Here is a 14881-nt window from a genome sequence, read left to right as displayed (position 1 = left end):
CAACTCCCCTTTCTATCTTTTTACATAAACACACAAACATGAAACAGCTTGGACGTTACAACAGAGTTTCTGCTAAGTTTTTGCAGGAGCTGGGTGTACAACAGCTTAAACCGGGAGAGCGTAAAAAGTTCCGGTACAATACAGACAGGATTATTGTGAACGAGAACGGGAAGAAAGAGTATGCTTTTCCCGAAGTTTTTAAGCTGCCGCCTACGGATAGTATTTACGATCCTTATGCCAATGAAGCCGGTGGTGCTATTGTAGATATTGGGTTGGTGAACGGAGTGGATGCAAGCGGCACTGCTATTGACAGCCAGATTATACGAAGATTTTTCAGGCCGGAGCCCGGCACGGGTAATATTTACCTGTATGGCAACAGTGATGAGGACAGGTACCTGTATTGGTATATGCAGTTATGCAATTATAATGCTAAGAGAAAAGACAGGGACAACAGCAAGACGGCTTTGTTTTACGAGGTGGATGAGAATGCAGAAGCAAAAGCAAGCCTGAGCAAACGAACCAAACTCTTTGAAATACAAACTTACGTAAACAGGCTTTCGGGCAGGGATTTGATTATGGTGGCCAAAGCGGTGGGAAGGCCAACAGAAGGGCAATCTCCTGAAATGATTAAAGATGATTTGTGGGCCTTTGCGGAAGGAAACCCGGATGGATTTGAGGCGCTGATGAAAGATGATAAGAAGATTGAAAGCCTTTCTGTGATTAAGAGGGCGCTGGACGAAGGCATATTGGTTTACGATGCCGTGCAAATGACAGTAACGAATACTGCCAGCAACAATGTAGTGGCAACATTAAAACGTGTGGAGGGTAAGAGCACACACGAACAACTGGATGAATATTTTAAAACGACCTCAAAAGGTGAAAAAGAATACGAAACAATCAAGAAACTGGTAGCTGCCAAAGCTGCGCAATGATGTGTTTTGTGTTTGTAGTAGCCCGTAAAGCTACTGACCCTCTTTGTTTAGAGAGGGTCTTTTAAAAAACTTTGGTAGCCATGCCGGATTTAAGTGCATATATCAACTTTACGGTGCGATTTGACTACACGCAAAACAAATTTGTTTTGACGGATACGGGCACCTATCCCGGCGGTGTGGCTAATAACCTGATTGGCATTTTTGATATTACGCACCCTGACCAGATAAGAGAAGATGGGGCGTGGGCAACTCCTGATATTTCATGGGGCGGCAGCGCTTTAACAACCGGGCTGAGGGATTTGCGAAGAAACGCACAGAACAAACCACAGTGCGGCACTTACATCTTTAAGTACACAATTGACCATCCGAGTTATACTCCTACGGTGCTTACCAAAACCGTGAATTTTCAATACGTGCCCGTTACGGGTGTGATTACTAAAAGTTTTGATGTGTTTACGCCACAGTTGAGGGCGCTTGACAATGTGAACTATGGCATTAGTGGTTACACAATTGCCAGCACGGTAAGAAGCTGGGTGGCTACGGTGGGAACAGTGGGCACGGTTACCGGAAGTACAGCCACGCTTGACCTTGCTATTGCAGGTGTTTATTACGATGCGGCTTATACCATTGCGCTGAGCACTACGCTGGTTTACAACAACAGCAATGATACGTGGGTGAGCATTAAAGATGTGGTGGCAAGTACATTGAACACCCAAGCAAACACACCGCCCGATACCTGCAGCTTACTTGCTTACTTGAATACCATTAAACAGCGGGCCGATGATCTTGCTGCTTCCTGCCAGCCGTATGAGGCAGCAAAGAAAGCCTATGAGTATGCAGCTAATTTGTATTTCCACATTTTAGAGCGGTTGAAAGCCGGTAGTACAACGGGTGTGATTGATTATGTAAATGAGTTTTTGACCATTTACTATAACGCCGCTCCCGCTTATGTTAACACCAATACAGCGATAGCCCCTTATGTTTTTTGCTATGCGGTTACGGCCGGTGATGTTACAAAGTTTTTTGTAACCATGAGTACAACGGCCCCCAGTTATACGAATGCTGTGTTTAGCGGCAAAAGTATTTTAATGACCGCTAATGAGGGCATGGTGCTGAGAGATACGGATATAAGTTTAACGGGCAGCACTGTAAGTAAAACGAATGTAGGTGATGAATTTGTAGCGGGAACTTGGTATTTGTTTTTATTAAAAGAAAGTTGATGAAACAAGTTATAACGATATTGACTTTAGTGTGCAGCATGGCGGTGCAGGGGCAGAGTGTGATTGACGGGCAGTATTACCAAAACATGAGGAGGAATGATAAGATTGACCGGGTGCTGCATGACAGTATTATGGGGCTACCTCAAATACTTGCATCGAAAGGGAAGCGACCGGGATCATTGTTTTATAATATTTCTGACAGTTCTGTTTATGTGTGGACGGGTGTCCAGGCGCTAAAGATTGGGAGCGGCGGTTCATTTTCAGGAATAGATAGCGGAGCGTTTAGAAATATTGTTGCGTTAGGTGATAGCGGGTTGATTTTTGAGAGAGCTAACGGCATAAAAGATACAGTAATTTTTGCAAACGGTTCGGGCGGTGGTGGAGGCGGCGGTTCTACAGATACAACTTCTTTAAGTAATCGAATTAATCAAAAGCTAAATATAAGCGATACGGCTTCAATGCTAAATCCTTATATGCGAAAGGTAATTGATACAGGCACGATTGCAAACCGTCCTGTCTCTCCATTTATAGGACAACGTTATTACCAAACGGATGAGTTAGTAGGATTTTACAAATATACTCCGAGGGGTTGGCAATGGGAATACCCTGAAATGATTTACGATATAAAGTTCCACTCAATGACGGGAAGCACAAACCCAAGATTGACAACATTTACGGCTAACGGTGGTTTTGTAGGTGCTTTTAATGCTTATCCGTTGGGCATGAACGAAAGTGCCATATTTGTTACAGGCACTAACTCTAACGGTGTTTCAGGATTTAGGTTAAACACATCGCAAAGTGTTCCGAGTTTTTCTATGAGTACCCGTTACATGGTAATGCAGCATAGAGTTGTTTTTTCTCATACATCTAACTCCACAGACAGATTTGTTTTTTATGCAGGTTCAAGAGATGTTGAGCAAACAGACGGCACATCTAACTCTATTTTTTGGAGATACACTGACACATTAAATAGTGGTAACTGGCAGTTAGTTATTGTAGATGGGGGCGGTACAACAACAATAAATACAAGTACGGCGGTTGATGATTCAACAATTTATAATCTGGTAGTTCAAAAAGAACCAACGTTTATAAGAGCTTTTATTAACGGTACAAAAGTAGGTGAAGCGGTATTAACAGAGCCTGCAACTGTTTTTCCTGTATTAATGAACGCTGCGATAGTTAAGCGAAGCGGCACAGCAGAAAGAAGATTTTTAATAGATAAAATTAGATTGTATGAGTATTAAGTATCGTATCACTTCAGGTCAGAATACGTATGATTTTAATACGATGCAACTGGCCGAAGATTGGAAGCAAAGGAATAATTCAAACCTACCTATCACAGAAGTAGAAGTTGCTGATGTGGTAGTAAAAGAACCCGTACCGCAATCAGTTCCACTTTGGTGTTTAAGAACAGTGTTAAGGTCAATGAACTTATTACAACCTGTTAAAGATACCATTGCTGCAATGCCTGACGGGGTACAAAAGATTGCAGCCGAGGAAGGCATAGAATACAGTAATACGGTGTTAAGAAGTTCACCAACTACCTTATTTATTAAACAGGTGTTGAACTTAACCGATGAACAGGTAGATGAAATTTTTATAAACGCAGATAAAGTAGAAGCATGAAATATTTAGTAGCGATATTATTTTTACTGATTGGATTAAGCACACAAGCGCAGCAAAGAATTGTAATTGAAAACTTAGCGGCGGTTGACAGTGCATGGATAAGCGGCGGTAATTTATTTTACAGGAAAAACGGTAACACGTTCAATGCAGGAAGCGTTGGCGGCACAGCACCTGTAACAAGTGTGTTCGGAAGGACGGGAGTTATCACAGCGCAAAGCGGTGATTACGCTTCATTTTATCAGCCACTTAATTTAAAGCTCACTAATTTCTCCGATTTAGTAAACGGCACAGGATGGTTGTACAACAACGGTTCGGGAACATATTCATGGAGCAATCCATTTCCTTCTGATACCTCACTATCTATTAACAACAGGATATTAGCCGCCGGCACAACATACACGGCGGGGAATGGTTTAACGTTAAGTGGGAATCAGTTTAAGTTAGGCGGTACAATATCAGAAAATACAACAATAACAACGCCTTCAAGTTATAATTTTAAAATAACCCAAAGCCTGTACGAAAATTCTTCAGGCAATTACTATACAACTTTTTTAGGAAAGTTTACAACTACAGATTTAGGTGACAATGTTGATTTATTTGGATTCAAAGATGATTCCTATTCAAGCTACTTAGGCTTTCATCCAAATAACGGAACTGTAATAAAGGGTTTATTTATTTTTAAGAACCTATCTGGTACGACATCCGATACCTCTACATATAAACCATTAGGCATATCGGCAACAGGCGGCATAAGACCTTTGGAATACTGGCCTTCTGGTTCTGGCAGCGGCTTCCCTTCCGACACATCCTTATCCATCAACAACCGCATCTTAGCCCGTTTTCCGTCTGATAGCTCCTTATCAATAGGCAACAGGTTTTTAGGTAAGCAGGATTTACTTGTAAGCGGTACTAATATAAAAACAATCAACAGTACAAGTTTATTAGGCAGCGGTAATATTTCAATATTCCCAAGTGATACCTCTGCCTCAATCAATAACCGTTTCTTTTCTTATACCACACGCTCTGAGTTTTTAGATAGTATGGCCGCAATGGGTAACATCACTATCAACTCACAGTTTGCGCCTATTGCTACACAAACAGGAGCAGACATATTCATTCACTCACTGGCACATACCAGCATGAGCAACCTGCTTACTATTGATAGTGCCGTGGGTACTTACGGTAAGAATTACAGGTACACCATCAATCAGGGCAACTTTAGTTTATCATCTTTAGGTGGTAGTTTAAATCCTTCTCAGATAGCGCAAAGCGGGGCTACAAGCGGGCAGGTTCTTAAATGGAATGGCAGTGCATGGGCACCCGGTACAGATAATACAGGCGGCGGCGGATCTTCTTTAACCACACAATCCGTAACAGGTACAGGCGCAGTGGGTGATAGCATTAAGTTAGTGAACGATGCGGCCAGCCCCGGCAACAATCAGGTGTATGGCACAAACGGAAGCGGTACAAAAGGATGGCAACAAACAGAAGTAGTAAATAAAACATCTATTGCGACAGGTGATTTGCTCCAATGGGATAACACCAACAGCGAATGGGATAACGTAAAGTTAGACAGCATACTGAAAAAGCGGTTTGAGTATCAAACAAGAGTTGCATACGATTACCATAATGAATTTATAAACACAGTAGGAACTGCTGCACCTGGTGCAGATGTGGTGGCTTTAAACAGTGGTGCAAGTGCAGCTACATCAGCACAAACAACTGATGCTACAAACCGTGTAGGTTTAGTAAGAACTACTACAGGTACAACCGCTACGGGCAGAAGCTATGTAAACACTGCATCAGCAGCCATCCGTTTAGGCGGCGGTTGGTGGAAGTATGAAACAATGGTAAACGTTACAACCTTATCAACAGGAACAGAACGCTATCAATTATTATTCGGATTCTTTGATACTTACACAGCAGCAAATCAGGTTGATGGAGTTTATTTTCTTTATGATGAAGGCGGTGTGAGTACAAGTAGTGCTGCAAGTGCTAACTGGCAGATAGTAACGGCATCCAACAGCGCAAGAACATTTACAACTACATCCACAGCGGTAAGTGCCGCTACATGGGTACGATTAACTGTTATAGTAAACGCTGATGCTACTTCTGCACAGTTTTTTGTAAATGGCACATCGGTTGGGGTTCACTCCACAAACATACCATCGGGCACGGGCCGTGAATTAGGATTTGGCTGGGGTATGATTAAGAGTGTGGGTACAACAGCAAGAACACTGGATGTGGATTATTTAAGCACACAATTAATATTTACAACCACAAGACAATGAGGTTAATACTTACCATACTTTTTTTAATCAATGTTGCTTTTGCTCAAAACCCGATTGGGTTGAGCAGAACAGGTTACCCACAAGTAGTAGCTCAGTTCAATTTCACATATACAGGCTTCCCGTCTAACGTGCCTGATTGGGTTACTATGATGGGAGACCCTTACACAGCCGTTGTAACGGGTAATGATTCAAGAAGCGGTTCAACTATTACGTGTAGTACAGTGGGTACAGGTTCAAGCAACTGGAACTGGAATGGAATTTCGGCGGCAGGATGGGTAATTATTGATTTGCAAAACTCTGATTTCCCTATTGAATGCGGTAGTGGTTATTATTTTAATCAATCTACTACCTATCCGGCAGGGGGGAATATGAGGTTTAGTGGATTAAATACAGCAGGAACTTATACACTTGAAATATTAATGGTTCGTCCGCAGGTTACAGATAACAGGCTTTCGTTAATAGCCTGTATTGATAACGGAGGCACTGAAACTATCAATGACATAAACGTAGCACCTTCAACAAACAATTTCGGCACTATCAGGAATCAAAAAATATCAACTGGTACTATTTACCGGTTTACAGGTAAAGTTCCAAACGGGAGCGGCGAGATTTCATTGGGAATTGCGGCTGCCCCGGCAAACACATTCGGTTATATAAATGCAGTAAGAATAATCAGAACATCATGAGATTTTTATTAACCATATTCTTTTATCTCGTATCGCAATTTGCGATAGCACAACATACGTCACCGCTTGTAAATGCAGGTAGTGATATAAACCTTACGTTACCCGTAAACAGTACATCAGCAAGCGCAAGTGTTACGTATTATGACGGTGCTACAATGGTTTCACAGTTGTGGACGAAGGTTCAAACGCCACGGCAGCAGACATACTCTATTGTGATTATCGGCAGTTCTACAGCACAGGGTTTTGGAGTAACTACGGCAGAATATTTTGGCACTAAGTTATCATCTTATTATAAGCCTTTAGGATTAGTTGATAGCGTTTACAACGCAGGTGAGGGTGGGCAAACCATATTTGGAGCTTCTATCACAGGCCGTTTAAATATCGGCGGTTCGCATCAAAGAAAAATAATCATTCTTTCTTACCCGTCTAACGGTTACAACGGCAGCACTTATACAGATGCACAGATATTAAACCGATTCAGAGAGTGGAGGGATAGTATTGTAAACAGAGGTTATGAGTACATCGTAATGGGTACGCAACCCCGTGAAGATTTTAGTGCGGGAGACAGAACACGATTAAACAGGCTGAACGATTCTTTGATACTTATTTTCGGTACAAGGTTCGCCAATGTGATGAAGATAGGCAAAAACACAGGAAACGACCTTTGGAAAACAACAATGACCATTGGCGACCAAGTACATGGTAACGGTACGTTTCACACGGAAATTAATAACCTAATTCGTGCAATCAATCCTTTCAGATACATAGCTGAAAACTTCGACAAAATAAGAAGCAGCACATCTACATCAACAGCCATTGATTCTTTAAGTTACAAAGGAAAACATCTTTACCAGTTTAGTGTAGTTGATAGTGATGGACACGGCGGCAGTGATATTGTGGCGGTAAACGCAAACAGTTCATGCTCCGGCACCGCTTACACCGTTGGAGCTTATTACTACAACACCAATGGAGCAGCCCTACAACCCGGCGATACTTTATTCCTTGACGGCAATAACCTGTACGCTCAGTTTGAGTTATTTAATGCTACAGGTACGGCTGGCTGTCCTATTACCATTATGAATACCAATAAGCAGGTAACGTATCGAAATTGGGCTAATCCGGGAACAGGTTATTTTAACCTTTACTCCTGCAAGTATGTAAACGTTACAGGTACGGGAAGTAAAGACAACTACGGCATCGTATCACAACCTTATAGTAATGACAGCGTTTTAAACAGCCTGATCTCTTTTTCTCTTGACGGGAAAAGTAAGCGTGTTACCTATAGTAATATCCTTGCCCGTAATACAGGTATGGGTTTTTCAATAAAGGACGAAGGCCGTTGTGACAGCAGTTTCAACTACCCTTTATGGACAATAGACAGTATCACTATCCGCAACTGTGCTGCTATAAAAACATGGAACCAGGGTTTTTATGTGGGCAATACTTCACCTGATAACCGGTTAGGCGGCTATGACGAAAGACCTGTAAACTGTAGTGGCACCACGAAATACCCTATGCCTGCACGTATGGGCAATATCAGAATCTTTAACTGCATCACAGACAGTACAGGCCGTGCCGGTATTCAGTTATCAAGCGCCAGTAAAGGTTACAGCTACATCTATAACAATATAGTAAAGCACTCAGGCATCGGCGGCGATCAGGCACAGTGGGGTGGTATTGTGGTAGGCAACTATACGCAGGCATCTATCTTCGGTAATACAGTTGTATGCACGATGGGTTGGGGCATTGCTTCCAGCGGCTCTTGCGGCCCTAAGCCTTTAGAGATTTACGACAACTATGTTGACAGTGCAGGGTATCTTAACTACTTCCAGTTCTGGGGCCGCAGCCCTGAAGCGATCAGGTACAGCACCGATCCCGTTTACACCAATAATCTCACCACCAATATTTACAGCATCTTCTTAGCCACCAGACAAACAGAGAACCCGGTGAATGACAGTACAGGTTTCAGGATTTACAATAACAGGCTGGGGTTGATTAAAAACGTAACCAATATCGGTGCAGCGGATTACAGGAACACATTCAGGAAGATCAACAATTTCATTTGTGGCAATACACGTATCAGCAACGGAGCAGCGGCTACTTTTCAAAAGGAAGAGGCGCCGGCAATTAATTTCAATAACTGCCCTACTCCTAAGCGAAGAACGAGGTATAGAGCCAATTAATGAAAGCAATCAGTAAACAGCTCAAAACAATAATAAGCGCAAGCGGGAGGTAATTTAAAAAACGTTTCACAGGTAAAAGTTACTAAAAAAGATGGAAAGTCAGCTCACAATAGAAGAAAGGCAAAAGTTCTGGCAGGCTATAGATCAGATGAATGAAGCCAATAAAAAGATTGAAAAAATTTACGTATTGCTTGCAGGTGATGAGGCTTTGCATCAGGAAGGGTTGATTGAGCGGGTGATAAAACTGGAGACGGAAGTAAACTCAATGAAAGAGCAGATGCAGAAAGCTAAAGGCTGGATTGCAGGGGCTTTATTTGTTGGTTCTATTGTTGGTAGCGGATTGACATTATTTATCAAATACTTAATAAGCAAAACATGATACACTTTGAACTTTATTTGTTAGGAGCCGCAGGTGTGGCTATTCACTATTTTAAAGATTGGGTAAACCATAACAACAAAGGGTTGAGCTACGGATGGCAGAAAGCTGTTCCTATGGCGGCGCTCTCTTTGTTAACAACATGGCTGCTTGTATATCTCCGTGAAGATATTGCAGACCTTTTTGTAATAACTCCGTTCTCTACAGTTGTACTCGGTTACTTTGGTAACAGTGTATTCTTCTCATTTGTGGAGGCGAAAAAACCAAAAACAAAACCAGATGACAGCGAACAACAACCTGGGGTTTGAACCCGGTAACTGGAATTTTAAAACGGTATCAGCAATATGTATGCTGCTGATACTTCTTTTCTATGCTTTATCGCACAGCAGTTGTAACCCGGTACGCCGTGTGCTGCTTGATGACGAGAAGTACAAGATTGTAACAGATAAGTTTGTGAGCGAAGGCGGATGTGTAAATGACACCATCTTTTCAAGCGATACGACCGTTTTGCTTGACACGCTTTATTCTCTTGATTTCAAAACCGATACTGTTTACATAGATGATGTAAAGACAGTGGTACGCACTGAATTTAAGACAGTAGAGAAACGTGTTATCATCAGAGATACAGCAGTAGTTACCGACAATTCACGCATAAATCTTCTACAGAAAGAAGTTAGTAAACATCTGGAGGATAAAAGTAAACTAAATGAAAAGATAGTATCACTTCAGGATGATTTACAGGCGCAGAAAAAGAAAACGGGTAAGTGGAAGTTGTACTTCTGGATAATCCTTATTGTATCTATTACTATTCAATTCAGAAAGCCGATTCTCAGACTTATTTCACCATTAAAATTTTAATTATGAACTGGAGTTTATTGTTATTCGTAGTGTTCGCCCTTATTGTGGTGGCACTTATTGACTTGGTAAAAGGTGGTACCGCTGCCGTTGTTAAAAATAAATACTGGTACGCACTCAGCCTGTTTACCTGTGGTTTGCTCGCTTATTTCATCAAGGAAGATATTGTACAAAAGTTAATCCTGATCGGTTGCGCCATCGGGTTTGTACACATCTTCAAAGGGCTGAATAAAGTAAAAGGAGACACAAATATTTATAACCAATAAAATTACTAATATGACTTTATTAGCACTCACAGCAGACTTTTGGATTATCACAACCTTTTGTTTTTGGAGCAGCTTTATCTGGCTGTTTTTTGCATGGAAGCAACACAGCGGCGGTTCTTACTATTGGAAGCGTGACCAATGGGGTAGGAGGATTGAGAAAGTATTTGATGGTAAAAAAATCCCTATCTACAAAACATCAATGTTTTATATGTTCCTTATTCACATTGCATTTGGAACGGTAATTTTTGTTTTAGGAAATGATTATTGGGATTTGTGGTTTGGTAAATAATTTGAATATGATTATCACATACCTGCTCATTTTTCTGGCGGCAGCCATGAATGCTATTATGGATCGCACAGAAAACATTGTAGCGTTTAACCGTTCCGTATTCAGTCATGCAGATAAGCGCTTTTGGTGCAAGGAAATAAGCTGGCAGTATGCCGCTAAGGTATTCGGCTGGAAAGCTGATGTCTGGCATATAGCCAAAAGCAGCATGATTATACTCCTTGCTTTTGCAATGGTGTTTTTTGAAAGCACCGGCCATTGGTGGCTGGATATACTCGCCATCGGTGCCGCATGGAACGGCACGTTTAATTTATTCTATCACAAAATTTTGTACAGGTGATTTTAAACTACAATGCCATCCGGCCAATGTTCCGAGGCGGCAGACTATCCCAAAGCCAGGTAACAAATATTGATGCTATAATCAAAGAAGCGGTAGCCCGTAAAGTAACAGATAAGCGTTTTGTGGCTTACATACTCGCAACCGTGTTTCATGAAACGGCGCAAACCATGAAAGCTATTGAGGAGTACGGAAAAGGACGTGGTAAGCGCTACGGCAGTAAGATTAAGTTTGATGGCAAACCTTACGCCACACCTGATAAATTGTACTACGGCCGTGGGCACACGCAAAACACATGGTATGAGGTGTATGAAATGCTTACGAGAGAGGCACGAAAGCAAGGCAAGGATTGGGATTTTTTAAATAAGCCTGAGTTATTGCTGGAGATGGAGCCGAGTATATGGGCAACGTATGAAGGGATGCTGAGAGGGTTATATACAGGTAAAAAACTTAGTGATTACTTTAACACCAAAACTGATGTAATCAATGCCCGGCGTATTATTAATCTGCTTGACAAAGCTCAATTGATAGCGGCTTATTATAAGGTGTTTCACGATGCAATCCAATTATGATAGTATCATTTGATTTTGATAACACGCTTTCCAGAAAAGATGTGCAGGACTATGCCAAAGAATTGATTAGCCGTGGTATTAAAGTATGGGTTATTACAAGCAGATTCGATGAGCTTCATAAGCATCGTTACCCGCACAATCCTACTATAGATGATTTATGGGAGGTAGTTGATCAAGTAGGCATACCGAGATGGAGGGTTCGCTTTACCTGCATGGAAAGTAAAAGTCTTTACCTGATGCACACAAAGGTTATATGGCATCTGGATGATGATATTATTGAATTAAGTGCTATAAAGTACGATAAATGTAAAACGGTAGGTATAAATGTAAAAAGTGGCGGTTGGAAACAAAAATGCGAAAGAATATTAAAACGGTTCCTCTAAATAAGAGCGGCAAAAAAAGGCGATCAGTAGGTGCAGGCAACACGCTGAAACAAATCCGCCGCAATGCGGGTAGTGAAAAGCCCCGTACCGTTGTTGCCGATTTAACCTCGCAAAGCATAAGCATACAGCAGCAACACAAGTTTGGATTAAAAATTATAACGAATGGCAAAAAGAATCAGTATTAAAACATCGCAGCCGCACCCTATGGTAACAAGGCATTTGCGTCATTGCCCTTTGAGGTGTCTGCTAAAATTGAGGTGTCTGCGTGGGCAACGAACGCAAATACCCAACCGTTAGTGGTAATGGGCAGACAATCATCCATGAACTGCATAACGATTGTATTTATTTTTTTGCCCACGCCACACATTAGTTTCCAATTCAACATTTTATTAATCATTCATCAAAATCTTATATTTTCTATCCCGCTAACAAGAATATGCCAGTAAAATTGAGCCCAGGTAAAATACTTCGGTGTCTTATCCGCTGCTGAATTAAAATAACCATAAACTCCTTCATGAGATGGTAATATCCTTTTTGTTATGTGCATCCACGGCTCTTTCGTGCTGTATAGTATATTATAAATTTGAACGGGGCTTTTATCGAACATTATCTGCTTAATTTCATTAGCAGAAAAGGCTTCAAAAACAACTGTCTTATTCTCCACATATTTACCAAATGTATTTTTTATAGATGCAAAAAACATGGTAGCTCTTGCATCATCTTCTGTTCCTTCATATTTATTATCATAAATTTCAGGATAATTGATTACAGACTTTATAAGTTCACTCTTAAAAACTTCGGTAAATGAAGGTGAACATTCTGGACAATCAGTTTCGTAGCCGCCGCCAACAGTGGGCATTGATACGAATATCTTTTTAGTCCCGTTGCAAGTAGTACAATCTGACATTGTTTATATTTTTTGATGAATAAAATGTTTATTGCGTCAGTCGGGCTTCAGTTCCCTGATTAAGCGTTCGGTTTTCCAAATTCCCGCCCGAACGCAAAACCCTGAACGTTAGCGGCTATGTATAGACACAATCATAACCGTGTCACCAACAATGTATTTATTAGCACTATCTTTTAACCACCACGAGTTTTTCCCTGTAACTGAAATCATTTGGTATTGATAAATGCCTTTACCATAAGGCTGTACATTTTTAACATAAAATCTTCCATCAGAAGGCATCAGCTCGCCGCAAGATGAAAACACAGCCACTAACAATAAAATTGCCACAAGTACGGCTGACGAATGTAAATTGAACTTTTGCATAGATTTATTTTTTCAGGTTTTACAGATACTCATTAACTATTTGTTTAGCTGCCCATATTAGGTAAATAACAAACAAAAATGATATTACACCAATTGTTTCTTGAGAGTAGTATCTTGCCGCTAAATACAGAAGGTATCCAGCTAAAATAAAAGCCGCCGCTATCACCACGCTTAAAAGCCATTTGAGTATGTGTTTCATTCTATTTGATTTCTTGAAGCAAAGAATTAATAACTACATCTATTTGTTTTTTATGACCTAAATTACTTTCTAAGATAGACTTAAAAAACATCTTGTAAACATCATCAGTTAAAATGTTATTTTTGTTTACATATGGATAACCAAATTCTTGCAGGTTCTTAACTCCGTTATTAATTAATTTATCTCTTAATTCTTGATTGTTCATGACTTCTTCGTTTTATATTGTTCAAGTTTCTCCGCTGCAAAACGGCGGAACAAGAGCCTCGTCTGTGCCGACTGTTCCTTAAAGTGTTTAACTGCATTTTCGTAATATATTTTGTTTATCTCTATTCCAGTAAATGAAAACTTTTCTTCCAACGCTGCAATGGCACTATTTCCACTACCTAAATGCGTGTCAAGTATCGTTTGTCCTTCTGTTGCAAATTTGCTTAAAATCCACCGATAAAGCTGTTTTGGCTTTTGTGTAGGGTGTATTTTCGTTTCTGCACTTGTGTTGCCTTGTAGCCCCCCATAATATCTATAATCAAAACAAAGTGCGGGTTTTTTAAATGAAGTCCACGCCAATTCACCATCAGCAAAATTTGCAACAGGATTCTGCTTATACCAAAATATAAAGCATTGTGTAGGTGGTAGCGGAAAATAGTTGCCCCCCCCAAACAATTTGATTTTTGCTTACTCTAAAAAGCTGCTCCCAGTATTCATCTTGTGGCGTTTCTTTATCCCAATCTGCATTGTGATATTTATTCGCTTTATAGCGGTTTCCGTTGCTATCCTTGTTTGTTCTATTAAACGCCCCAAAGTTTAACCCATACGGGGGGTCTACTATTGCCAAATCAAATTGTTTGTCCTCAAATGTTTTCATTACCTCCACACAGTCGGCATTAATAAACCGAATAGAAGGGCAGCTGCTAACATCGGCTATAACCAATGGCGGCTGTGTGCTAATTTGTAAGTTTGTATCTTCGTTCATTCTGTACCATATTTTGAAAGTTTTGTACTCGTAATCCGCCACTGGTCATAGCCGCAAAACGTTAGCTGCTACCTTTCGGACACAGCATAATAATTCGACAAGTGATTTTCTACAATACGTAAACACTGTTTTTTCTCACCAAAAGAAAGTTTTTCAGAAACAAAATATGACATCTCGCCATCGGTTAAATTTTCTGCTAAGTAGTCGTATTCATCATCTGTAATTCTGTAAACTTCTTTTATTGCGTTATCAAACAAATCAAGCATACCACCGCTTGACTTTATTTTTAAATCTTCGTATGGTCGAAACTTTCTTTTACATCGACTGACAAAGGCAGCAGCTAACATGGCATTGGTTCCATGTGGGCTGACGTTCAAATTTTTATCCATAGTAATTCAATTTTGCTTTAGTAATTTATTCGGCTAACGT

The 14881-nt window shown here is 40.6% G+C and carries 22 protein-coding genes; 15 read left to right on the top strand and 7 right to left on the bottom strand.

Features of this window, described 5'->3' with window-relative positions:
- Positions 1–38: 38 nt before the first annotated feature.
- The 15 genes from PDL71_RS15465 (at position 39) to PDL71_RS15395 (ending at position 12013) form a co-directional block, all read left to right on the top strand.
- Complete coding sequence (locus tag PDL71_RS15465; RefSeq protein ID WP_407522662.1) at positions 39–932, top strand: hypothetical protein; 894 nt, start codon at positions 39–41, stop codon at positions 930–932.
- 80 nt (positions 933–1012) lie between these two features.
- Positions 1013–2152: a hypothetical protein gene (locus PDL71_RS15460; protein WP_407522660.1), complete on the top strand. Its 1140-nt coding sequence runs from the start codon at positions 1013–1015 to the stop codon at positions 2150–2152.
- Positions 2152–3396, top strand: a complete 1245-nt coding sequence (locus PDL71_RS15455) for a hypothetical protein (RefSeq protein ID WP_407522658.1) — start codon at positions 2152–2154, stop codon at positions 3394–3396. Before PDL71_RS15460 ends, PDL71_RS15455 begins: the two co-directional genes overlap by 1 nt.
- A complete protein-coding gene (locus tag PDL71_RS15450) occupies positions 3386–3778 on the top strand; it encodes a hypothetical protein (RefSeq protein ID WP_407522656.1) in 393 nt (130 codons plus the stop codon). The genes PDL71_RS15455 and PDL71_RS15450 overlap by 11 nt, the downstream gene beginning before the upstream one ends.
- Positions 3775–6069 (top strand): hypothetical protein, encoded by a 2295-nt coding sequence (locus PDL71_RS15445; RefSeq protein WP_407522654.1) that lies wholly within the window; start codon positions 3775–3777, stop codon positions 6067–6069. Before PDL71_RS15450 ends, PDL71_RS15445 begins: the two co-directional genes overlap by 4 nt.
- Positions 6066–6755: a hypothetical protein gene (locus tag PDL71_RS15440; RefSeq protein ID WP_407522652.1), complete on the top strand. Its 690-nt coding sequence runs from the start codon at positions 6066–6068 to the stop codon at positions 6753–6755. Before PDL71_RS15445 ends, PDL71_RS15440 begins: the two co-directional genes overlap by 4 nt.
- The gene (locus PDL71_RS15435) at positions 6752–8938 is read left to right on the top strand and encodes a hypothetical protein (protein WP_407522651.1); all 2187 of its coding nucleotides are present in this window, start codon (positions 6752–6754) and stop codon (positions 8936–8938) included. Before PDL71_RS15440 ends, PDL71_RS15435 begins: the two co-directional genes overlap by 4 nt.
- 91 nt (positions 8939–9029) lie before the next feature.
- Positions 9030–9317 (top strand): hypothetical protein, encoded by a 288-nt coding sequence (locus PDL71_RS15430; protein WP_407522649.1) that lies wholly within the window; start codon positions 9030–9032, stop codon positions 9315–9317.
- Entirely contained in the window at positions 9314–9622 is a 309-nt protein-coding gene (locus tag PDL71_RS15425) for a hypothetical protein (protein ID WP_407522647.1), read from the top strand. Before PDL71_RS15430 ends, PDL71_RS15425 begins: the two co-directional genes overlap by 4 nt.
- Entirely contained in the window at positions 9594–10172 is a 579-nt protein-coding gene (locus PDL71_RS15420; RefSeq protein WP_407522645.1) for a hypothetical protein, read from the top strand. Before PDL71_RS15425 ends, PDL71_RS15420 begins: the two co-directional genes overlap by 29 nt.
- A 2-nt stretch (positions 10173–10174) precedes the next feature.
- Positions 10175–10435, top strand: coding sequence for a hypothetical protein (locus tag PDL71_RS15415; protein ID WP_407522643.1), 261 nt, complete (start codon positions 10175–10177; stop codon positions 10433–10435).
- Between the two features lie 10 nt (positions 10436–10445).
- The gene (locus tag PDL71_RS15410) at positions 10446–10724 is read left to right on the top strand and encodes a hypothetical protein (protein ID WP_407522641.1); all 279 of its coding nucleotides are present in this window, start codon (positions 10446–10448) and stop codon (positions 10722–10724) included.
- A gap of 7 nt (positions 10725–10731) precedes the next feature.
- Entirely contained in the window at positions 10732–11061 is a 330-nt protein-coding gene (locus PDL71_RS15405) for a hypothetical protein (protein WP_407522639.1), read from the top strand.
- Positions 11058–11630, top strand: a complete 573-nt coding sequence (locus PDL71_RS15400; RefSeq protein WP_407522637.1) for a hypothetical protein — start codon at positions 11058–11060, stop codon at positions 11628–11630. Before PDL71_RS15405 ends, PDL71_RS15400 begins: the two co-directional genes overlap by 4 nt.
- Positions 11627–12013, top strand: a complete 387-nt coding sequence (locus PDL71_RS15395) for an HAD family hydrolase (protein WP_407522635.1) — start codon at positions 11627–11629, stop codon at positions 12011–12013. The genes PDL71_RS15400 and PDL71_RS15395 overlap by 4 nt, the downstream gene beginning before the upstream one ends.
- A gap of 400 nt (positions 12014–12413) precedes the next feature.
- On the opposite strand, the gene PDL71_RS15390 is transcribed toward PDL71_RS15395, so the two are convergent.
- The 7 genes from PDL71_RS15390 to PDL71_RS15360 all read right to left on the bottom strand — a co-directional run bounded on the left by PDL71_RS15390 (position 12414) and on the right by PDL71_RS15360 (position 14841).
- Positions 12414–12920 (bottom strand): hypothetical protein, encoded by a 507-nt coding sequence (locus tag PDL71_RS15390; protein ID WP_407522633.1) that lies wholly within the window; start codon positions 12918–12920, stop codon positions 12414–12416.
- A 108-nt stretch (positions 12921–13028) separates the two neighbouring features.
- Positions 13029–13283, bottom strand: coding sequence for a hypothetical protein (locus tag PDL71_RS15385; RefSeq protein ID WP_407522631.1), 255 nt, complete (start codon positions 13281–13283; stop codon positions 13029–13031).
- 19 nt (positions 13284–13302) lie between these two features.
- On the bottom strand, positions 13303–13482 hold the full coding sequence (locus PDL71_RS15380) for a hypothetical protein (RefSeq protein ID WP_407522629.1): 180 nt from the start codon (positions 13480–13482) through the stop codon (positions 13303–13305).
- 1 nt (position 13483) lies between these two features.
- A complete protein-coding gene (locus PDL71_RS15375; protein ID WP_407522627.1) occupies positions 13484–13687 on the bottom strand; it encodes a hypothetical protein in 204 nt (67 codons plus the stop codon).
- Positions 13684–14046: a DNA methyltransferase gene (locus PDL71_RS15370; protein WP_407522625.1), complete on the bottom strand. Its 363-nt coding sequence runs from the start codon at positions 14044–14046 to the stop codon at positions 13684–13686. Before PDL71_RS15370 ends, PDL71_RS15375 begins: the two co-directional genes overlap by 4 nt.
- A 34-nt stretch (positions 14047–14080) precedes the next feature.
- Positions 14081–14452 carry a hypothetical protein gene (locus tag PDL71_RS15365; protein ID WP_407522623.1) on the bottom strand — a complete coding sequence of 124 codons (372 nt, stop codon included), beginning with the start codon at positions 14450–14452 and terminating at the stop codon, positions 14081–14083.
- 68 nt (positions 14453–14520) lie between these two features.
- Positions 14521–14841, bottom strand: coding sequence for a hypothetical protein (locus PDL71_RS15360; RefSeq protein ID WP_407522621.1), 321 nt, complete (start codon positions 14839–14841; stop codon positions 14521–14523).
- Positions 14842–14881 lie beyond the last annotated feature (40 nt).

The sequence above is a fragment of the Lacibacter sp. MH-610 genome, from assembly GCF_045780045.1.
In the GTDB taxonomy this organism is placed as follows: domain Bacteria; phylum Bacteroidota; class Bacteroidia; order Chitinophagales; family Chitinophagaceae; genus Lacibacter.
The sequence above is the reverse complement of the archived record's forward strand: the minus strand, read 5'-3'. Positions and strand labels throughout refer to the sequence as shown.